A 21,318-nucleotide genomic window follows, 5' to 3' on the forward strand; every position below is an offset into this window, starting at 1 on the left:
TTCTATGCTATAATTTAAATTAGTGAAAATGAAATAGTAATGAAGGTGAAAGCCTTTATATAAATTTGGTCGTGCTAAACAGGGGGGTAGCGGTACCCTATAACCCGCAATCCGCTTAGCGGGGTTGAAGTCTACTTTAGCCTATCACTTGTAAGGTCTGGCTTAGATAAGTGGCGTTGACGATTGGGTCCTACGCAACGAAGCCTTGTGAATCCCGTCAGATCCGGAAGGAAGCAGCGGTAAGCAAATGTCTTCGTGTGCCGTAGGGGTACCTGGTCCGAGTTAACTGTTTAAGTAACGCTTGGAAGTAATAGGTGAGAGTAGATGCACGACCTTTAGTATTTTTAGAGAAATTGTTTATCAATTTCTCTTTTTTATATTATAATGTGGCTAGTAAGAGAGTCTAATTATATCTGAGGAAATTTATAATGATGGAGGTAATATATAATATGGCCTATGTTTCATTATACCGAAAATGGCGGCCACAAAGTTTTTCGGATATTGCTGGTCAGCGAAATGTAGTTAAGACGTTAAAGAATGCTATTGAGATGGATAGAATTGCTCATGCTTATCTATTCTGTGGGCCAAGAGGAACAGGTAAGACAAGTACAGCTAAAATTTTATCTAAAGCTTTAAATTGTGAAAAAGGGCCAACTACAGAGCCTTGTAATCAGTGTGAATCATGTAGTAAGATTACTAATAACAATTCAATTGATATGATTGAGATTGATGCTGCCTCTAATCGTGGTATTGATGAAATTAGAGAATTAAGAGAAAAAGTCAAGTTTTCTCCTACTGAAGGAGATTATAAAGTATACATTATAGATGAAGTACATATGTTAACTACAGAGGCTTTTAATGCTTTATTGAAAACTTTAGAGGAACCACCAGAGTATGTTATATTTATTTTAGCTACTACTGAACCTCATAAGTTATTACCAACTATTCTGTCTAGATGCCAACGGTTTGATTTTACTCGATTATCTATTCCTGATATTAAGAAACGATTAGCCTATATTTGTCAGCAAGAGGAGATTGATTACTCTTCAACTTCTTTAACGACTATTGCTCGCAATGCAGAAGGTGGAATGAGAGATGCAATCAGTATTTTAGATCAGACCATCTCTTTTAGCGGTCAAGAGATTATTTTAGATGATGTAGCAGCAGTTTTAGGAATGGTTGGTAGAGAAGTTCTATTTAATTTAACTGAGGTTATGAACCAACAAGATGTAGAAACTGGTCTGCAGTTGGTAACAGAAGTAGTTGAACAAGGTAAGGATATTAAACAATTCATTAATGATTTAATTTATCATCTACGAAATTTGCTATTAATTAAAGAATGTAGTGAAGCTGATAAATTAGTTGATTTGGCTGAAGATACTAAAGAAAGATTGAGAGAACAAGCTAGTAAGATAAGAATATCTCAACTCTTACGATGGATTGAGATATTGAATGAGTTGGATTATAAGCTTAAACAGACTACTCAGCCTAGAATTGTATTAGAGATGGGCACAGTTAAGCTGATTAAGCGTAATGAGGATAAATCACTGAATACCTTATTAGATCGGATAACTAGATTAGAAGAAGTGATAGAAGAGGGAAGAGTAGATGAGAATAGAGGTACAGAAAAAAGAGAAATCAGTCAAGTTACTACTACTCGATCTTCTCAGGAGAATAAAGTTACTATTGAAGAGAATACAACTGAAAAGAAAGAAGATAATAGTTCTGCAAGTGTTTCTAATCAAAAAGAAGAGGTAGAAGTAGTAGAAAGTGATTCAGAGGTTACTTTAGAACAGATTAGAAGTCAGTGGGATCAAATATTAGATTACTTAAAGTCACAACAGATAATGACCCTTCATTCTGTTTTAAAACATAATACTAGTTTAACTAGTTTAGAGAATAATAAGTTGGTTATTAGTTTAAAAAATGATAGTGGTTTTTATAGAAGTACTTTAAAGAAAGGAAAAGATACTTTAGTTAAGATACTAAAGAAATTTTTAGGAGTTCATTTGCAGGTTAAGTATAATTTTTCTAGAAGTAATAACAAGGAGCAAAATCAAAAGCAAGATAAGAAGAAAGAGATTCATGACCACCCTGTGGTTAAAGAAGCAATAGAAATTTTTGATGGTGAAATTGTACAGGTTGATTCTGTAGACTAACCTTAATAATCTTTAAGGAGGAGATAACTATGGATATGCAAAAAATGATGAAACAAGCTCAGAAGATGCAAAGTAAGATGACTAAGATGCAAGAAGAATTAGCTAAAGAGAAAATGGATGCATCTGCTGGAGGTGGAGTAGTAACTGTTACAGTTAACGGTGAGCAAGAAGTTGTAAATATTGATATTGAACCAGATGCTGTAGATCCAGATGATGCAGAAATGTTAGAGGATTTAATTATGGCAGCTACTAATGAAGCAATGAGAAAAATGCAAGAGAAGGTAAATCAAGAAATGGGTAAAGTAACTGGTGGTATGAATATTCCAGGTATGTTTTAAGGAGCGTAAGTGATGGACTATTATGCACAGCCATTATCTAAATTAATTGGTCAACTAACCAAGCTACCAGGTATTGGAACTAAGACAGCACAGAGGTTAGCTTTTTACATCTTAAAGATGGATGGAACAGCAGCTGATGATTTAGCTACATCTATTAAGAATGTGCAGGAGAACTTAATTTATTGTTCTGTATGCCATAACTTAACAGAATCTGATCCCTGTTCTATCTGTAGTGATCCTAAACGGGAGCAGGCTACTATCTGTGTTGTAGAAAAAGTAGAAGATATTGTGGCTATGGAAAAGACTGGTGAGTATAAAGGATTATACCATGTATTGCATGGTTCTATCTCGCCTATGGATGGAGTTGGCCCAGAGGATATAAATATAAAAGGTTTATTAGAGCGAATTAAAGATGATGATCAAGAAGTTAAAGAGATTATTTTAGCTTCTGATCCTAACGTTGAAGGAGAAGCAACAGCAATGTATATCTCTAAACTTTTAAAGCCTCTTGAGGTGAAGGTAACAAGAATTGCTCATGGTCTACCAGTAGGTGGCGACTTAGAGTATGCTGATGAAGTTACTTTATCGAAAGCTTTAGAAGGAAGACAGGAAATCTAATACTTATTAGACCAGAACTGTTTTTGCAGTATCTGGTCTTTTTTATTTTTTGTAACTATATTATTATAAAATTGTCTGAAAATTAGGATAGTTGACTACTAGTAGTAATTATAGTATACTGAAAAATGAGTAGATTTTGGAATATCATATTTTAAATGGGAGGGAAAAAAATGACAAAAGAAATGAAAACTATGGATGGAAACCAAGCTGCTGCATATACGTCTTATCCATTTACTGAAGTAGCTGGTATTTATCCTATCACACCATCATCTCCGATGGCAGAGTATGTTGATTTATGGGCTTCAGAAGGTAAAGAAAACTTATTTGGAATGCCTGTTAATGTTGTAGAAATGCAGTCTGAGGCAGGAGCTGCTGGTACGGTACATGGTTCTTTACAAGCTGGTGCGTTAACTACTACTTATACTGCTTCTCAAGGTTTATTATTAAAGGTGCCTAACTTATATAAGATAGCTGGAGAGCTATTACCAGGAGTTGCTCATGTGGCTTCTAGATCAATAGCTACACAAGCCTTATCAATCTTTGGTGATCACCAAGATGTAATGGCTGCTCGTCAAACTGGTTGTGCTATGTTAGCAAGTGGATCAGTACAAGAAGTTATGGATCTAGGTGGAGTTGCTCACTTAGCTGCAATTGACGGAAGTTTACCATTTATCCATTACTTTGATGGATTCCGTACTTCTCATGAAATTCAAAAAGTTGAAGTTATGGATTATGATGTATACGATCGTTTATTAGATAGAGAAGCTGTACAAGAGTTTAGAGATAATGCTTTAAATCCTGAACACCCAGTAACTCGTGGTTCAGCTCAAAATGACGATGTATACTTCCAGGCACGAGAAGCTCAAAATAAATATTATAATGAATTACCTGATATTGTTGCAGATTATATGGATGAAATTTCTGAAGTGACTGGTCGAGACTATGCTCCATTTGTATATTATGGTGCAGAAGATGCAACTGACATTATTGTTGCAATGGGATCAGTAACTGAAACTATTGAAGAAACGGTTGATTACTTAGTAGACCAAGGACGTAAAGTAGGTTTAATGACTGTTCACTTATATCGTCCATTTAGTGCTAAGTACTTCTTTGATCAATTACCAGAGACTGTTGAAAGAATCTCTGTGCTAGATAGAACAAAAGAATCTGGTTCTGAGGGAGAACCATTATACTTAGATGTTAAATCAATCTTCTACGATAAAGAAGATGCACCGACAATTGTTGGCGGACGTTATGGATTATCTTCTAAGGATACTACTCCAGCTCAAATTATTTCTGTTTATGATAACTTAGCAGGAGAGGCTAAAGATAACTTCACAATTGGTATTGAAGATGATGTAACTAACTTATCTTTACCTGTTGAAGAAGAGGTTAATGTATTATCTGATGAAGTTACAGAGGCATTATTCTTTGGTTTAGGTTCAGATGGTACTGTAGGTGCTAATAAGAACACAATTAAGATTATTGGTGACAGTACTGATTTATATGCGCAAGGTTATTTTGCCTATGACTCTAAGAAGTCAGGTGGAGTAACTCGTTCTAACTTAAGATTTGGCCCAGATCCAATTCGTTCTACTTACTTAGTATCTAATCCAGATTTTGTAGCTTGTTCCACTGATTCATATTTAGGTAAATATGATATGTTAGGTGGTTTAAGTCAAGGAGGAACATTCTTATTAAATACAGTTTCTGACGCTGAAGAGATTGTAGAAGACATGCCTAATAGTGTTAAGAAGAAATTAGCTGAAAAAGAGGCTAAGTTCTATATTATTGATGCTCTTACTTTAGCTGAAGAAATTGGATTAGGACATCGTACAAATACTATTATGCAGTCTGCATTCTTTAAGTTAAATGAGCAGATCATGCCTTATGATAAAGCTCAAAAGCTAATGAAGGAATATGCTGAAAAGGCATATGGACGTAAAGGTAAAGAGATTGTAGAAATGAACTGGGAAGCTATTGATAAAGGTGCTGAAGGTTTAGTAGAGATTTCAGTTGATCCTGCTTGGGCTGACTTAGAAGCAGATGAAACTGTTATAGAGGAAGATAAAGAATGTGAAAATTGTCCAGACTTTGTGAAGAATATTGCTAAGCCAATCAATGCAATTGAAGGATATGACCTACCAGTTTCTGTATTTGAAGATTATGCAGATGGTACAATGATCAATGGTACTGCTGCTTATGAAAAACGTGGTATTGCTAACTCTGTTCCAGAATGGAAAGAAGATAATTGTATCCAATGTAACCAATGTTCTTTCGTCTGTCCTCATGCAGCAATTAGACCATTCTTAATGGATGAAGAAGAGAGAGAGAATGCTCCTGAAGGAATTGAAACTATTGAGCCACTTGGTAAAGGACCAGAAGGAGTAGAATATCGCCTACAAGTTTCACCTCTAGATTGTACTGGATGTGGAAATTGTGCTAATGTATGTCCTGCTCCAGAAAAGGCATTAGAGATGGTTCCATTTAAAGAATCTATTGATGCTGGTGAAGCAGAGAATACTGAATATATGTATAATGAAGTAACATATAAAGATGATCTATCATCAGCTACTAATGTTAAAGCTTCACAGTTTGCTAAGCCATTATTTGAATTCTCTGGAGCTTGTGCTGGTTGTGGAGAAACTCCATATGTTAAATTAGCCTCTCAATTATTTGGAGATAGAATGACAATTGCTAATGCAACAGGATGTTCTTCAATCTATGGTGGTTCTTATCCAGCAACTCCATTTACTAAAGATGATGATGGTCGAGGTCCAGCTTGGGCAAATTCATTATTTGAAGATAATGCTGAGTTTGGATTCGGTATGAGAGTTGCTTCTGAAACTATTCGTGATAGAATGGAAAACATTATGCTTAACACAATGGATGAAGTAGAGTCTGAATTAAAAGACTTATTTAATGAATGGATTGAAAACCGTAATAGTGGAGCTAAAACTAAGCAGTTAAAAGCTAAATTAGTTTCTGCATTAGAAGATAGCTCTTGTCAAGAAGCTAAAGAATTATTAAATCTAAAAGATTATATTGTAAAGCAGTCTAACTGGATGATCGGTGGAGACGGTTGGGCTTATGATATCGGTTATGGTGGAGTAGATCATGTACTTGCTAGTGGCGAAGATGTTAATATTTTAGTAGTAGATACACAAGTTTATTCTAATACAGGTGGACAGTCTTCTAAAGCCTCTCAAGCTGGTTCTATTGCTAAATTTACTGCTTCTGGTAAGTCAGGTAAGAAGAAAGATCTAGCTGCTATGGCTATGACTTATGGTGATGTATATGTAGCTCAAGTTTCTCATGGTGCAAACCAATCTCAAGTATTAAAAGCTATGATTGAAGCTGAAGCTCATGAAGGACCATCACTTATAATTGCTTATTCACCATGTATCAATCACAGGGTGAAAGGTGGATTAGCTAATGCTCAAAGACAAGCTAAATTAGCTACAGAATGTGGATACTGGCCAACATTTAGATTTGATCCTTCTTTAGCTGAAGAAGGTGAGAATCCATTCCAGATAGATTGTAAAGATCCTAAATGGGATCAGTATCATGACTTCTTAATGAGTGAAAGACGTTACTCTCAATTAGAGAAGATTAATTCAGAGGAAGCTGATGAGTTGCTTCAGGCTAATAAGGAGCAAGCTAAAGAGCGTTGGAAGATGTATCAGCGTTATGCTGCAATGGACTATTCCTTAGATTCTGATGCAGATTCTAATGCAAAGCAGGCTGAAGATGAGGTAGCAGCTACAAAAGAATAAATTTCACTTTAGATTTATTAAAGCAGTGGGTATATACCCACTGCTTTTTTTTATAGGTAGATTATAATTTTATTTTTCCCCAAGGGATATTGACTAATATTTTCTATTTAATAGGTATATACTATCAATAAATATCACTCTATAGAAAAATGGAGGTAATGATATTATGACTTTTGAAATAACAGATAGAGTGTTAAATAATTATAATTTTTCTGCGAGGGTAGATAAGGATTTAGAGGAAGAGATAATAGAAGCACGAGAAGAGTTCAATAATGCTAAAAAATATTTTGATTCTGTATCTGATCCAGATTTGATTGATCATGCTATCTATCTATTGAAGGCAGCAGAGAGTAAACATACATATTTATTAAAGAAGAAAAAAGATATAAAAAATTAATTTAAAAATTATTATATTTATTCAAACTGTATATATTTATATTGAAAAAGACATTATACAAAAAGAAAGGAGGAAGATATATGGCAAGTTTAACTGAAATTCGTTGGCATGGTAGAGGTGGACAAGGTGCAAAGACTGCTTCTATTCTATTAGGGAAGGTAGCAGCTAAAACTGGTAAACATATTCAAGCATTTCCTGAGTACGGTCCTGAACGAATGGGTGCTCCAGTATTAGCTTATAACAGAATTAGTGGTGATGATATTACAGTTCATTGTCAGGTAACAGAACCTAGTATTGTCAGTGTATTAGACCCAACATTGTTAGAAGTTGTAGATATAACTGAAGGTGTTCCGGAGGATGGAATAGTTGTAGTTAATACTAAAGAAGATGCAGCTACCATCAAGGAAGAAATAGAATTTAATGGTGATGTATGGACAATAGATGCATATGGTGTAGCTGATGAAGAAATTGGACGTCCCTATCCTAATACACCTATGTTAGGCGCACTAATACAAGCTACGGGACTGTTACCTTTTGATAATTTCTTAGAGCAAGTTAAAGTTGAACTTGAGAAGAAGTTTGCTCATAAGCCTGAAGTTGTTGATAAAAATCTTGCAGCAATTGAACGGGCTTATAAGGAGGTGGCACAGTAATGGTTAAAGAAGGAGATGGATACAAAGATATCCCTAAGGGTGGTTTAATCCTAGATGCTGGTAATGCTAATAGTTACAAAACAGGTGGTTGGAGGACTAAGAGACCAATATTAGATAATGATAAGTGTATTAACTGTCATTTTTGCTGGATTTTCTGTCCAGATTCTGCTGTTGTATCTGAAAATGGTGAAGTAACAGGTTATGACTATGATCACTGTAAAGGTTGTGGGATTTGCGCTTATGAATGTCCAGTAAATGCTATTGAGATGGATGATGAATAAGAACTTGAAAGGAGGAATTAATTAAATATGTCTAAAAAAGTTGCCTTAACTGGTAATGAGATTGTAGCTCAAGCAATGCGTCAGATTAATCCAGATGCTGTTTGTGCTTATCCAATTACTCCTCAGACTGCAATTGTGCAGATATTTTCTCAATTTGTAGCTGATGGAAAAGTAGATACGGAATATGTTACTGTAGAAAGTGAACATAGTGCTATGAGTGCCACTGTAGGTGCTTCTGCAGCTGGTGGTCGTGCAATGACTGCTACTGCTGCTAATGGATTAGCTTTGATGTGGGAGGTACTTTATATTGCTTCTGGCACTCGCTTACCAATTGTAATGCCAGTTGTTAATCGTGCCTTAAGTGGGCCAATTAATATCCACTGTGATCATAGTGATGCTATGGGTGCTCGTGATTCTGGCTGGATTCAGCTATTTGCTGAAAATGCTCAGGAAGCCTATGATAATGCTATCCAAGCTGTTAGAATTGCTGAGAAAGAAGATGTTATGTTACCAGCTATGGTGAATATGGATGGTTTTATTATCAGTCACGCAGTAGAAGATGTAGAGTTATTAGCTGATGAAGATGTACAGAATTTTGTGGGTGAATATGATCCTGAACATACTTTACTAGATTCTGATAATCCAATTACTGTAGGACCATTAGATTTACAGGACTTTTATTATGAACATAAAATGCAGCAAGTTGCAGCTACTAGAAATGTAAAAGATGCTGTATTAGAGATTGCTGAAGAGTATAAAGAATTAACTGGTAGAGAGTATAGTTTGTTTGAAGAATATAAGTTAGATGATGCTGAAGTTGCTGTTGTTGCTTTAGGTTCTACTACTGGAACTGCTAAAGCTGCAGTAAATAACTTAAGAGAGCAAGGGGTTAAAGCTGGTCTATTAAAGATTAGATTATTCCGTCCATTCCCTGCTGAAGAGATTGCTGAAGCTCTAAATCATCTCAAAGCAGTGGCTGTAATGGATAGAGCAGAGACATTCTCTACAACTGGTGGCCCAGCCTTTGCTGATGTTAGAGCTGCTCTTTATGATGTTAATGCTGATGTTGAAGCAGTTAATTATATTTATGGTCTAGGTGGGCGAGACATTAAGGTTAAAAAGGTTGAAGATGTCTATAATGACTTACAAGAAATTGTTGAAACTGGTCAGGTTGAAAATAGAATCAACCATATTGGTGTACGAGAATAGGAGGTGTGATTAATGGATTTAAAAGAAGTTGCTAGTAAAGGAAATAGACTAAGTGGGGGACATAGATTATGTTCTGGTTGTGTTGCTGGACCAGTGACTAGACTGATTATGAATGCTAGTGATAATCCAGCAGTTGTAGGATGTGCTACAGGTTGTTTAGAGGTTTCTACTACTATTTACCCTTATACAGCTTGGGAAGATTCTTTTATTCATAATGCATTTGAGAATGTTGCTGCTACAATCAGTGGATCTGAAGCTGCTTATCGTGCATTGAAGAAACAAGGGAAGATAGATGAAGATTATGACTTTATTGCCTTTGGTGGTGATGGTGGGACATATGATATAGGATTACAATCTTTATCTGGAGCCATGGAACGTGGTCACGATATGGTATATGTCTGTTACGATAATGGTGCTTATATGAATACTGGTATTCAGCGATCTAGTGCAACACCTAAAGGAGCAAATACTACAACCTCTCCATCTGGTGAAGTAATTCCAGGTAAAGAGGAGTATCGTAAGGAAATAACTGATATTATGGCTGCCCATGGAATTCCATATGTTGCTCAGACAGCTCCATGGAAGCCACAAGATTTAATTAAGAAGGCTAAGAAAGCTTTTGAAGTTGATGGACCAGCTTTTCTTAATGTATTAGCTACTTGTCCACGTGGTTGGAGAAGTAGAGCTGAGCAGGGTATTGAATTAACTAAGATTGCTTCAGAAACTTGCTCTTGGCCATTATACGAAGTTGAAAATGGTGAGTGGAATTTAAACTATAAGCCAAGTGAAAAGAAAGATATTGAAGCTTGGTTAAAGCCACAAGGTCGTTTCAAGCATTTATTTGAACAAGGAAATGAAACGGTAATAGAAGAGATCCAAAAGCATACTGATAAACGTTGGGAACAACTACTTAAACGTTGTGATGAAGAGTAAGTCCTTATTAAAGCCAACCCTTTTAAAGGGTTGGCTTTAGATCAATTGACAGTTATAACTAATTTAGTTATAATATTATTAAAATGGGTTGTCACAATCTAGACAAGTGAATTTTTTATTGTTTGGGTTGGTATGTACCAGGGAGCTGAAATATATTTTTTATTATTAGTCTTGGTGTATACCAATTTTTAACTATAATAATATAGATTAATTAATATTAAGGAGAGAAAATATGTTAGATAAAGGTTCTATGTTGATATTTATTATTTTATTGTTATCTTTATTAGTTGTTAGTGGCTGTAAAGTAGATCAGTTGTCAAGTTCAGATGTAACCTTGATTACTAAGGTACTTCCATATGGAGAGGTAGGATATGCCATTGCTTTAGATCTTGGTACTAAGATTAGTGGTTTGAAATTACCAAAAGATGCATTCAAGGTAGAAACGATAGTAAATGGTGAATTTAAAGAGAGAACAATAACTAAAATTTATTCTAATGACTCTCCATCAATAGCTGAGAAATCTAAATCTGGCAGATATTTAATAATTGAATTAGATCCTAAAGATAAGAATGCAACTACCTTTAAATTTAATGCAGAAAAATTTCAAAATATTAGAAAGAACCTTAAATATTATATAAGTTTATCAAGAGACATAAAGACAGAAGATGGTATAGTATTTGAAACTTCAGAAGAAAAGATAGTTCATAGTAAAGAGATAACTCCAGTTGTTGATAACTTTAAAAGATCTGTTTATAAAGATTCTAAGGGAAATAAATTAAAATATCGTTTTTTTGAACCTAAAATAAAATCAAATAAAGAATATCCTCTTATACTATTCTTACATGGTTCAGGAGAGAGAGGTAATGATAATTCTATGCAACTTCTAGGAAATGAAGGAGCAGTAGTCTGGGCAAGACCAGAGCAACAAGAGAAAAGTCCTGCTTATATATTAGCACCGCAAGTTCCAATAAAAGGGGAGTTAAGCTATTATTGGACTGAAGAGCCAACTTATAGTATGGTGATAAAGTTGCTTAAAGAGACTATAAATAATTATTCTATAGATACTGATCGTATTTATGTAGTAGGTATGTCTAATGGTGGAATAGGAACTTGGCATATAATCGAGGAGAACCCAGATTTATTTGCAGCAGCAGTTCCAATATGTGGTATACCTGATATTTCTAATAATTCCATTAATCAGGATTATCAACCTTTATCAGATAATTCAAGGTTAAAACTAATTAAAAATATACCAATCTGGGTATTTCACTCTGAAGATGATCCACTAGTTGATGTTAGATATAGTAGAGATGGAGTTGCTGCTATTAGATCTTTAGGAGGAACCTCTATTAAATATACTGAATATGAGTCAGGAACTGTAAAACCAAGTGGACATTTTGCCTGGGTTCCAGCTCTACAAAACCAAAAAATGATTGATTGGTTATTTAAGCAAAGTAAGTAATAGCATTAATGAATAACTTATGTTAATAAGGAGGTTTTAATAAATGTTTAAGAAAAGTGTTGTTTTGTTAGTAGTTTTGATGACTTTTACATTGGTTGGAGGAGTAGTTTCTGCTGAGGAGAAATTGACAGATGAAGAATCAATTGATGAAGTTGTGCGAGAAATGACTTTAGAAGAGAAGGTATCAATTTTAGTTGGTCCAGGAATGTCAACAGAGGGATCTGCTGTACCAGGAGCAGCAGGAACTATTAATGGAGTTTCTCGTTTAGAAATTGCTTCTGTTGTTTTGGCAGATGGCCCAGCAGGACTTAGGATTGATCCTACTAGAAAGAAGACAGGGCAGAAATTTTATGCTACAGCATTTCCTATGGCAACATCAATTGCATCTAGTTGGAATACTGATTTGGCTAACAAAGTTGGAGAGGCAATTGGTACTGAAGTAAAAGAATATGGTGTAGATATGTGGTTGGCCCCAGCGATGAATATACATAGAAACCCATTGACTGGAAGAAATTTTGAATATTATTCAGAAGATCCATTAATATCAGGTGAAATGGCTGCAGCGGTTGTTAATGGTGTTCAATCTAAAGGAATAGGAGCAACAATTAAACATTTTGTAGCAAATAATCAGGAGACAAATCGATTAGGTGTTAATGCAGTGGTATCACAAAGAGCTTTACGAGAGATTTATTTACGTGGTTTTGAAGTAGCAGTTAAAGAATCACAGCCGTGGGCAGTGATGAGTTCATATAATAAACTTAATGGTAGTTATACATCAACTAATAGAGAATTATTAACAACAATTTTGCGAGAAGAATGGGGGTTTAAAGGTTTTGTAATGTCTGATTGGTTTGGTGGTTATAGTAGTTTAAGAGCTATTGACAAAGAGGTATCTGATGTAGTTGCTCAAATGAAGGCTGGTAATGATTTACTAATGCCTGGAGTACCTAGTCAATCTAAAGCAATAATAAATGCTGTGAAAAGTGGAGAACTAAATGAGAAAGTATTAAATAGAAATGTAAAAAGGATATTGAAGGTAGTAATTAAAACACCAAACTTTAAAGATTATGATTATTCTAATAATCCACCACTTAAATCAGATGCCAAATTAGCTCGGAAAGCTGCAACAGAAGGAATGATACTTTTAAAGAATAAAGAAAGTGTTTTACCATTAAGTAATAATTCTAAGATAGGCTTGTTTGGTAATGGACAGGTAGAAACAGTCAAAGGTGGAACAGGAAGTGGTGATGTTCATAGTGCATATACTATTTCCATTGCTCAAGGTTTAAATGAATATTTTAATCTAGACCAAGGTTTATTAAATAGGTATAGAGATTATGTAACTAAATTAAGGGGGCTAAAAGAATACCAAAAAGACCCTAAAAACTTCTTTGCTCAAAAACCTAGAATCCCAGAAAAGCCACTTAAAAAGAGAGAGTTAAAAACAGTAGTTGATAATACTGAAGTAGGAGTAATTGTAATAGCAAGAAATTCTGGTGAAAATGCTGATCGGAAAAATAAAGAAGGCGATTTTCTTTTAACTAATAAGGAAAAGAAGATGATATCTAGAGTTTCATCAACTTATCATAAAGCTGGAAAGAAAGTAGTGGTAGTTCTTAATATTGGTGGTGTTATGGAAGTTGCTAGTTGGAGAGATCAAGTAGATAGTATTTTATTGGCTTGGCAACCAGGACAAGAAGCGGGATATGCTGTAGCAGATGTACTATCAGGGGCAGTGAATCCATCTGGAAAACTTGCAACTACTTTCCCAATGGAATATAGTGATGTACCATCAGCAGATAATTTTCCTGGGAATGATTCACAAAATCCAACTAAGGTGTTTTATGAAGAAGGAATTTATGTAGGATATAGATATTATGATAAATTCAATGTTAAGCCAGCTTATGAGTTTGGTTATGGTTTATCATATACCGATTTTAAATATAGCAATTTGAGACTTAGTTCTAATACTTTTAAGGATGAAATGACAGTAACTGTTAATATAACAAATACTGGTGATGTTGCAGGAAAAGAAGTAGCACAATTATATTTAAATGCTCCAGCTAATGAAGTTAATAAGCCGGTTCAGGAGTTAAAAGGATTTGCTAAAACTAGATTATTAAAACCATCTGAAACCCAAACAGTAACTTTTAAGATTGATGCTAAAGATCTAGCATCTTTTATCAATGGTGACTCTGTTTGGTCAGATGATGCTTGGAGGGCAGAAACAGGTCAGTATGAAGTCAGAATTGGTGCTTCATCAAGAGATATTAGAAAAAAAGTTTCTTTTAAATTAAATCAGGACTTAATAGTAGAAAAAGTTAATGATGTTTTGAAACCTAAAACTGAATTGACACCATCTTATAAGTAATAAATAAAGAAGACCAAATATATATTTGGTCTTCTTTATTTATTTGCTATAATAATTTCTTTTTTTGTTTTCTTAAATTTCTTTATAATTGACTTATCAATTAAGGAGCTAGTTATGATTTTGTCTATTTCATCTATTGAAGCAAATTGTGATAGTCCAATTTCATTAAAAGCAGTATGTTTGGCTAAAATAATTGTTTTATTTGATCTTTTAACCATATTAGATTTAATTTGATTTTCTAATTCATTAACTTCTGTAGCTCCGTTTTCAATAGATACTCCTTTACAGGAGAGAAAAACTTTATTAGCATAATAGTTTTGTATTGTTTGATTTGTCAAAGGCCCAACAAAAGAAAGTGAATTTCTTCTTAATGACCCACCTGTACAAATAACAGAAATTTCTTCATTCTTTGATAGTTCAGATACTATTGGATTTGAATTAGTTATAACTGTAATATCCTTAAAACCAATTAATTCCTTGGCTAAAAATAAAGACGTAGTACTGGCATCTATAAAAAGAGTATCTCCATTCTTAATAAATTCTTGTGCTTTTTTAGCAATTTCTTTTTTTTCCTCTTCGTTTTTTCTTTTTCTTATATTAAACTTTAGTTCATTTGCTGGATTTATAGAAAATGCTCCTCCATGAGTTCTTTCTAATAACTCTCTATTTTCTAATTTATTTAAGTCTGAACGTATTGTTTCTTTAGTGACACTAAAAATCTCACTTAATTCTGATACTTTTACAAAATTTCTTTTATTTAATATTTTAATTATTTCTTTTCTTCTTTCTTCAGCAATCATTAATATCTCTCCTCTAATTCTTGAATATCTTTTTTTATTATAACATAATTGTTGGAAGAAACCAATTTTAATGATATGATTATTCTTATTTAGGCTGAAATCAATAGTTTATTTTTGATTTCAAAACAAAACAAAGATTTTTGTTGTAGAACTATGCTATTTTTATAAATCAAACCCTTGACATCAGTGGTTTTGTATATTAAAATAAAGATAACAAGAAAAAACAAAAGTTTAATATTTTGTTTCCAAAAATAATATCATATTAATATAATAGTATAACTATTTTTTCTTATAACTTAATTAATTCAAGAAGATAACAAATTTATAATAAACTCATAAGAAGATAACCATAACATTATTTAATAATACATGGATATAAGTTTATAACTTTTCTAATTATAAGAGTCCACTCATATTTTCTATGAAATATGAATGGGCTCTTATTTTTTGTAGTTAATATTTTTTATTTGAATTAATTTTTTTATATTAATTAGAGGGAGGTATAATATGAGAATATCATGTTTAGCAGTAGATATTGGAGCTTCTAGTGGTAGATTAATAGAAGGGAATTTAGATAATAATAAAATTAATTTAAAAGAAATGCACAGATTTAAGAATCAGATTATAGAGAAAGAAGATAGAAAAGGAAATAAACATTACTGTTGGGAGCTTGATAAGCTCTATAATCAAATTTTAGTTGGAATTAAAAAAAGTAAAACTAATAATACAAAGCCTATGAGTATAGGAATAGATACTTGGGGGGTTGATTTTGTATTACTTGATTCTAAAGGTGATGTTCTAGGAAATACAGTATCTTATAGATCACATAGAACAGATGGTTTAATGGAAGATTTTTTTAATCTTCTGCCTAAATCAGAGATATATAAGAGAACAGGGATTCAATTTTTACAATTTAATACTTTGTACCAATTATATGCCTTGAAAAAGTTAGATTCAAAATTATTAGAATCAGCAGAGACATTACTTTTAATCCCCGATTACTTTAATTATCTGTTAACTGGCAATAAGACTACAGAGTATACTAATGTCACTACTACTCAATTATTTAATGTAACTGAAAATAAATGGGATGAAAAGTTATTATCAGAATTAGAAATAGGTAAGGAATTATTTAATAATCCAATAGAGCCTGGGACAGTAATTGGAGAACTTAAAGAAGAAATAGATATAAATCTAAATGATTTAAAAGTTATTGCTCCAGCAACACATGATACTGGTTCATCTATTGTGGCAGTTCCTGCTACTTCAGTAAACTATGCTTATATTAGTTCTGGAACTTGGTCATTAATGGGAGTAGAGACTAATGAACCTATTTGTACAGAAACTGCCTTAGAATATAATTTTACTAATGAAGGTGGAGCCTATGATACTAATAGATTTCTTAAGAATATAATGGGTTTATGGCTAATTCAAGAAGTAAAGAAAGAACTTAATGATAAGTATGACTTTGATGAGTTAGTAGAATTAGCTAAAGCAGAAGAATCATTTAAGTTTTTAATTAATCCTAATGATAATAGATTCCTAAATCCTGATAGTATGATTGAAACAATACAAAATTATTGTGAAGAATCAGGACAAGGAATTCCAACAACTGCAGGTGAGTTGGCAAGATGTATTTTTGAAAGTTTAGCCTTTCAATATAGACAGGTTTTAGAAGAATTAAAAGAGACTACTTCTAAATCAATAGATAAGATTAATATTATTGGTGGTGGAGTTCAAAATGAATTTTTAAATCAATTAACTGCTAATGCTACTGGACTAGTAGTGGAAGCTGGACCAATAGAATCAACAGCAATAGGAAATCTGTTAGTTCAATTTATGTCTTTAGGATATATTGATTCTCTTGCTGAAGCAAGGGAAATAGTAAGGAATTCATTTGAAATAAAGAGTTATAGTCCACAAGGATCACAAAAAAATATTGAGAGTTTTTGGGATAAATTTATAGAATTACAAAATTAAAAGGGGGAAGATTATAATGGCAACAGAAGAATCTATTAAACATGCTTATGCAATAGCAAAGAGGCAGTACTCAGAATTAGGTATAGATACAGATGAAATATTAGATAAATTAGATCAAATTTCTATTTCTGTGCCTTGTTGGCAAGGGGATGATATTACAGGCTTTGAGAGTTCTGATCAGGAGTTAACAGGAGGAATAGATGTGACTGGTAATTATCCAGGTAAAGCTAGAACTCCAGAAGAATTAAGAAATGATTTAGAGAAAGGCTTATCTTTAATCCCAGGTAATCATCGGGTTAATCTTCATGCGATTTATGCTGAAACAGATGGTGAGGAAGTAGAGAGAAATGAAATCAAGCCTAAGTATTTTAAAAATTGGGTTGAGTGGGCCAAAGAGAATGACCTAGGTCTTGATTTTAATCCAACTTGTTTTTCTCATTCTATGAGTGACGATGGATTTACATTAAGTCATCCTGATGAGGAAGTAAGAGAATTTTGGATAGAACATTGTATTGCCTCTAGAAAGATAGGTGAATATTTTGGTAAGGAACTAGGAACACCTGCAGTAACTAATATTTGGATTCCAGATGGTTATAAAGATACTCCGGTAGATAGACTAGCGCCAAGACAGAGATTAAAAGACTCATTAGATCAGATATTTGAAGTTGAAGTAGACCCTGAATATAATCTAGACTCGGTAGAAAGTAAGCTATTTGGAATAGGTTCTGAATCTTATGTAACTGGTTCTTATGATTTTTATCTAGGTTATGCTCTAGAGAATAATAAGTTATTATGTCTTGATACAGGACATTTTCATGCTACCGAAGAGGTTTATGATAAAATTTCTTCCTCATTATTATATCTAGATGAGATATTACTTCATATAACTAGACCAGTTAGATGGGATAGTGATCATGTAGTAGCTCTAAATAATGAAGTTCAAAAGGTTGCTCAAGAGATAGTAAGAAATGATTTTCTAGATAGAGTTCATATTGGACTTGATTTCTTTGATGCTAGCATTAATAGAGTAGCAGCTTGGGTGATTGGAATGAGAAATACTATTAAAGCTTTATTAATAGCAATGTTAGAGCCAACAGATAAGTTAAAGGATATAGAAACAGAGATGGATTATACATCTAGGTTAGCATTAGTAGAGGAGCTTAAGACTTATCCTATTGGAGCTGTATGGGATTATTATTGTCTTAAGAATAATGTACCAGTTAGAAAAGATTGGCTTAAAGAAGTAGAAGAGTATGAGAGTGAAGTATTATCAATTAGAAGTTAATAAGGAGGAGACTTATGCCTAATAAGAGTATAAGAGAAACCGATTTTTTACAAGAGATGATAAAGGTAACAAAGGATATGTGGTTAAAGGGTTGGGATGAGAGAAATGGAGGAAATGTAAGTTATAGATTAAAAAAAGAAGAAGTAAGTAATTATTTAGATTTAAGTAAATCAGTTAGAAGTCATAAATTATTTAGATCTTTACCTGAGTTGGCAGATGAATTATTTTTAGTAACTGGTTCTGGAAAGTATTTTAGAAATATAAGTATTAAGCCTGAAGAAAATTTAGGTATTGTTAAAATAGATGAAACAGGGGAGAATTATGAAATAATCTGGGGTTTCACAGATGGGGGAAAACCTACAAGTGAATTTCCAGCTCACCTCTTAAGTCATATAGCTAGAATGGAAGTAACAGATAATCAAAATAGAGTAGTGATGCATACTCATGCCACAAATCTAATTGCTTTAAGTTATGTATTAGAGTTAGATTCAAAAGTAGTTACTAAAGAATTATGGAAGATGAGTACAGAATGTCTAGTGGTATTTCCAGATGGGATTGGAGTTTTATCTTGGTTAGTACCAGGAACAGATGAAATAGGAGAAGAAACAGCAAAATTAATGAAGAAACATCAAATGGTTCTTTGGCCCTATCATGGTATTTTTGGCACTGGTAAGACTTTAGATGAGGCATTTGGTTTAATTGATACAGCAGAGAAGGCAGCAGAAATTTTAGTTAAGGTTAAATCAATGGGAGGAGACAAACAAGGAATTACAGATGCAGAGTTCAAAGATTTAGCTGACAGATTTGAGGTAGAACCGATGGATGGTATTTTAGATTAATATTTTTCTAAGGTTTATTTAACAAGAGTATTAATTGAATTAGTGGGAGTAATTTCAAAATAGCTCTCACTAATTTTAATACTAGAGCATTGTAATGTTAATAATTTTCTTAATATTAAGATAAAAGGAGGATTATGATGAGTGAAAATATTGAAATTAGTGATCCAGATGTACAGGTAGAAGATCAAAGTATAAGTAGTAATGAGTATGAGCAAGAACCAGTTCCAGAGCATAAGTTAAAAGGGTGGAAACACTTTTGGGGATTATTCTCAGGAGAACACGTGGCAGGAACAGAGTTTGTAATTGGGGCAACATTTGTTGCTTGGGGTGTAAGTACTTTTGATGTTATTTGGGGATTAATAATTGGAAATTTATTAGCAGTCCTTACGTGGACTTTTGTATGTGCACCTATAGCTACAGATACAAGGCTTACATTATATGAATATTTAAAGAAAATTGCTGGGCCTTCAATGACAAAAATTTATAATGTGGTTAATGCTATCTTGTTTTGTGTTTTAGGTGGTTCAATGATCACAGTATCAGCTTCAGCAGTTAGAATATTATTTGATATACCTCCTCAGACTAATTGGTATCCAACAAGTGTAGCTTTTGTTTTAGTAGCTTTAGCAGTAGGGGCTGTAATTACTGCAATAGCTATATTAGGTTTTGATGGATTAGCTCAATTTGCTACTGTTTGTTCACCTTGGCTATTAGTTATGTTTGTTAGTGGAGCATTAGTTGCTCTACCACAGGTAATTAATTTAACAGATGGAGTAACTGGACTTTCTGGTTTTGCAGATTTTGTAAAACTAGCTGATAAATCTATTTGGACAGGTTCTAACCCGAGTGGAGAATCTCCAATGGGCTTTTGGCATGTAGTTGCTTTTGCGTGGATTTGTAATTTGGCCATGCACGGTGGTTTAAGTGATATGACTATCTTAAGATATGCTAAAACTTATAAGTATGGTTTTCTTTCAGCTTTTGGAATGTTCTTTGGACATTACTTAGCTTGGATTTGTGCAGGTATTATGGGGGCAGGAGCAGCACTAGTCCTAAATACTTCAATTATAAATTTAGATGCTGGCGCAGTAGCATATCAGTCATTAGGAGTAGTTGGTATTCTAGCTGTTATTATTGCTGGTTGGACTACTTCTAATCCAACAATATATAGAGCAGGATTAGCATTTCAATCTATCTTTGATAAATATTCAAGAGAAACAGTTACGTTAATAACAGGTATCTTAGTAACTGTAATTGCTTGTTTTCCTTTTGTCTTTACAAAGTTATCTGGTTTTATTAGTTACATGGGATTACTTTTAGTTCCTGTAGGAACTGTTATATTTACAGAACATTGGATTTTTCCTAAGATAGGATATACAAGATACTGGTCACATTATAAAGGTAATGAATTAAATGTTCCAGCTTTAATCAGTTGGATAATAGGAGTTCTATTTGCTCTTACTATGGATAATTTAGGTTTTCTTCATTCCTTCTTTTTATTAATTCCAACTTGGATAGTAACTACTATTGCTTATATTGTTTTGGCTGGTAATGCTGGAGCTAAAGAAGATTATCCAAAAGAAAAGGAAAAAGATTTAGAAAGATTAAGAAAGATAGAAGAAAGACAAAGAAGAGAAGCTAAATTAGAGAAGGAAAATGAAGTAGGAGAAAAAGTTAATAGAGATGTTTCATATTATATAACTGGAGTTATAGCTGGAGGAAGTTTATTTGCTCTTGTAGTAATGGCAATTCAAGTATTTTTAAGTAATGATTATAAATTAAGCTATTCATTCTATAAAAATTATGCTTTAGTACCAACTATATTATATTTTATATTTGGAACTATATGGATGAGAAAGAAGGATCAGCTAGATAAAGATAATGGATAAGGAGGTAAATAGCATGCTAAGAAAGGCTTTTATTATGAAAGTTGATCAGGATGCACATGAAGAGTATAAGAAAAGACATGATGAAATTTGGCCAGAAATGGTAGACATGTTGAAAGAATATGGTGCAGATAATTATTCTATCTTTCTAGATGAGGAAACAAGTAAATTATTTGCGTATCTTGAGATAGAAGATGAAGAGAAATGGGCCAAGTCATCTGAAACAGAAATTTGTCAGAAATGGTGGACTTATATGAAGGATATTATGCCTACTAATCCTGATAATAGTCCTAAATCAAAGAATTTGGAATTGGTATTTCATCTTGATTAA

General features: G+C 33.2%; 17 protein-coding genes and 1 other RNA gene. 17 read left to right on the forward strand and 1 reads right to left on the reverse strand.

Annotated elements, in window-relative coordinates; all coding sequences use genetic code 11:
- Positions 1-69: 69 nt before the first annotated feature.
- The 12 genes from ffs (at position 70) to ACYQ39_RS08265 (ending at position 14,197) form a co-directional block, all read left to right on the forward strand.
- Positions 70-332, forward strand: an RNA gene (gene ffs / locus ACYQ39_RS08210) — signal recognition particle sRNA large type.
- Positions 333-449: 117 nt separating this feature from the next.
- Positions 450-2,159 carry a DNA polymerase III subunit gamma/tau gene (gene dnaX, locus ACYQ39_RS08215; RefSeq protein WP_459842010.1) on the forward strand — a complete coding sequence of 570 codons (1,710 nt, stop codon included), beginning with the start codon at positions 450-452 and terminating at the stop codon, positions 2,157-2,159.
- Between the two features lie 29 nt (positions 2,160-2,188).
- A complete protein-coding gene (locus tag ACYQ39_RS08220) occupies positions 2,189-2,497 on the forward strand; it encodes a YbaB/EbfC family nucleoid-associated protein (RefSeq protein ID WP_459842011.1) in 309 nt (102 codons plus the stop codon).
- A 12-nt stretch (positions 2,498-2,509) separates the two neighbouring features.
- Positions 2,510-3,115 (forward strand): recombination mediator RecR, encoded by a 606-nt coding sequence (recR, locus tag ACYQ39_RS08225; RefSeq protein WP_459842013.1) that lies wholly within the window; start codon positions 2,510-2,512, stop codon positions 3,113-3,115.
- 170 nt (positions 3,116-3,285) lie between these two features.
- Positions 3,286-6,891, forward strand: coding sequence for a pyruvate:ferredoxin (flavodoxin) oxidoreductase (nifJ, locus tag ACYQ39_RS08230; RefSeq protein WP_459842015.1), 3,606 nt, complete (start codon positions 3,286-3,288; stop codon positions 6,889-6,891).
- Between the two features lie 166 nt (positions 6,892-7,057).
- Positions 7,058-7,288: a DUF2508 family protein gene (locus ACYQ39_RS08235; RefSeq protein ID WP_459842017.1), complete on the forward strand. Its 231-nt coding sequence runs from the start codon at positions 7,058-7,060 to the stop codon at positions 7,286-7,288.
- An 80-nt stretch (positions 7,289-7,368) separates the two neighbouring features.
- On the forward strand, positions 7,369-7,941 hold the full coding sequence (locus ACYQ39_RS08240; protein ID WP_459842019.1) for a 2-oxoacid:acceptor oxidoreductase family protein: 573 nt from the start codon (positions 7,369-7,371) through the stop codon (positions 7,939-7,941).
- On the forward strand, positions 7,941-8,222 hold the full coding sequence (gene porD / locus ACYQ39_RS08245) for a pyruvate synthase subunit PorD (protein WP_459842021.1): 282 nt from the start codon (positions 7,941-7,943) through the stop codon (positions 8,220-8,222). The genes ACYQ39_RS08240 and porD overlap by 1 nt, the downstream gene beginning before the upstream one ends.
- Before the next feature lie 27 nt (positions 8,223-8,249).
- Complete coding sequence (locus tag ACYQ39_RS08250; protein ID WP_459842022.1) at positions 8,250-9,431, forward strand: transketolase C-terminal domain-containing protein; 1,182 nt, start codon at positions 8,250-8,252, stop codon at positions 9,429-9,431.
- A gap of 12 nt (positions 9,432-9,443) precedes the next feature.
- Entirely contained in the window at positions 9,444-10,364 is a 921-nt protein-coding gene (locus ACYQ39_RS08255) for a thiamine pyrophosphate-dependent enzyme (protein ID WP_459842024.1), read from the forward strand.
- A 232-nt stretch (positions 10,365-10,596) separates the two neighbouring features.
- Positions 10,597-11,826, forward strand: coding sequence for a prolyl oligopeptidase family serine peptidase (locus tag ACYQ39_RS08260; RefSeq protein WP_459842026.1), 1,230 nt, complete (start codon positions 10,597-10,599; stop codon positions 11,824-11,826).
- 43 nt (positions 11,827-11,869) lie between these two features.
- On the forward strand, positions 11,870-14,197 hold the full coding sequence (locus ACYQ39_RS08265) for a glycoside hydrolase family 3 N-terminal domain-containing protein (RefSeq protein WP_459842028.1): 2,328 nt from the start codon (positions 11,870-11,872) through the stop codon (positions 14,195-14,197).
- 35 nt (positions 14,198-14,232) lie between these two features.
- On the opposite strand, the gene ACYQ39_RS08270 is transcribed toward ACYQ39_RS08265, so the two are convergent.
- Positions 14,233-14,997, reverse strand: a complete 765-nt coding sequence (locus ACYQ39_RS08270; protein WP_459842030.1) for a DeoR/GlpR family DNA-binding transcription regulator — start codon at positions 14,995-14,997, stop codon at positions 14,233-14,235.
- Positions 14,998-15,504: 507 nt separating this feature from the next.
- On the opposite strand from ACYQ39_RS08270, the gene rhaB reads away from it, so the two are divergent.
- The 5 genes from rhaB (at position 15,505) to rhaM (ending at position 21,318) form a co-directional block, all read left to right on the forward strand.
- On the forward strand, positions 15,505-16,977 hold the full coding sequence (rhaB, locus tag ACYQ39_RS08275; protein ID WP_459842031.1) for a rhamnulokinase: 1,473 nt from the start codon (positions 15,505-15,507) through the stop codon (positions 16,975-16,977).
- 16 nt (positions 16,978-16,993) lie between these two features.
- Entirely contained in the window at positions 16,994-18,262 is a 1,269-nt protein-coding gene (locus ACYQ39_RS08280) for an L-rhamnose isomerase (RefSeq protein WP_459842033.1), read from the forward strand.
- A gap of 14 nt (positions 18,263-18,276) precedes the next feature.
- Positions 18,277-19,101: a rhamnulose-1-phosphate aldolase gene (rhaD, locus tag ACYQ39_RS08285; protein WP_459842035.1), complete on the forward strand. Its 825-nt coding sequence runs from the start codon at positions 18,277-18,279 to the stop codon at positions 19,099-19,101.
- Between the two features lie 137 nt (positions 19,102-19,238).
- Positions 19,239-20,990 (forward strand): purine-cytosine permease family protein, encoded by a 1,752-nt coding sequence (locus ACYQ39_RS08290; RefSeq protein ID WP_459842038.1) that lies wholly within the window; start codon positions 19,239-19,241, stop codon positions 20,988-20,990.
- 13 nt (positions 20,991-21,003) lie between these two features.
- Positions 21,004-21,318 carry an L-rhamnose mutarotase gene (gene rhaM / locus ACYQ39_RS08295; protein WP_459842040.1) on the forward strand — a complete coding sequence of 105 codons (315 nt, stop codon included), beginning with the start codon at positions 21,004-21,006 and terminating at the stop codon, positions 21,316-21,318.

The organism is Halanaerocella petrolearia (assembly GCF_054657875.1).

Bases quoted from the DNA above. Each gene is read 5' to 3' on its own strand.
- dnaX (WP_459842010.1), top strand. From the start codon at position 450: ATGGCCTATGTTTCATTATACCGAAAATGGCGGCCACAAAGTTTTTCG.
- ACYQ39_RS08220 (WP_459842011.1), top strand. From the start codon at position 2,189: ATGGATATGCAAAAAATGATGAAACAAGCTCAGAAGATGCAAAGTAAG.
- recR (WP_459842013.1), top strand. From the start codon at position 2,510: ATGGACTATTATGCACAGCCATTATCTAAATTAATTGGTCAACTAACC.
- nifJ (WP_459842015.1), top strand. From the start codon at position 3,286: ATGACAAAAGAAATGAAAACTATGGATGGAAACCAAGCTGCTGCATAT.
- ACYQ39_RS08235 (WP_459842017.1), top strand. From the start codon at position 7,058: ATGACTTTTGAAATAACAGATAGAGTGTTAAATAATTATAATTTTTCT.
- ACYQ39_RS08240 (WP_459842019.1), top strand. From the start codon at position 7,369: ATGGCAAGTTTAACTGAAATTCGTTGGCATGGTAGAGGTGGACAAGGT.
- porD (WP_459842021.1), top strand. From the start codon at position 7,941: ATGGTTAAAGAAGGAGATGGATACAAAGATATCCCTAAGGGTGGTTTA.
- ACYQ39_RS08250 (WP_459842022.1), top strand. From the start codon at position 8,250: ATGTCTAAAAAAGTTGCCTTAACTGGTAATGAGATTGTAGCTCAAGCA.
- ACYQ39_RS08255 (WP_459842024.1), top strand. From the start codon at position 9,444: ATGGATTTAAAAGAAGTTGCTAGTAAAGGAAATAGACTAAGTGGGGGA.
- ACYQ39_RS08260 (WP_459842026.1), top strand. From the start codon at position 10,597: ATGTTAGATAAAGGTTCTATGTTGATATTTATTATTTTATTGTTATCT.
- ACYQ39_RS08265 (WP_459842028.1), top strand. From the start codon at position 11,870: ATGTTTAAGAAAAGTGTTGTTTTGTTAGTAGTTTTGATGACTTTTACA.
- ACYQ39_RS08270 (WP_459842030.1), bottom strand. From the start codon at position 14,997: ATGATTGCTGAAGAAAGAAGAAAAGAAATAATTAAAATATTAAATAAA.
- rhaB (WP_459842031.1), top strand. From the start codon at position 15,505: ATGAGAATATCATGTTTAGCAGTAGATATTGGAGCTTCTAGTGGTAGA.
- ACYQ39_RS08280 (WP_459842033.1), top strand. From the start codon at position 16,994: ATGGCAACAGAAGAATCTATTAAACATGCTTATGCAATAGCAAAGAGG.
- rhaD (WP_459842035.1), top strand. From the start codon at position 18,277: ATGCCTAATAAGAGTATAAGAGAAACCGATTTTTTACAAGAGATGATA.
- ACYQ39_RS08290 (WP_459842038.1), top strand. From the start codon at position 19,239: ATGAGTGAAAATATTGAAATTAGTGATCCAGATGTACAGGTAGAAGAT.
- rhaM (WP_459842040.1), top strand. From the start codon at position 21,004: ATGCTAAGAAAGGCTTTTATTATGAAAGTTGATCAGGATGCACATGAA.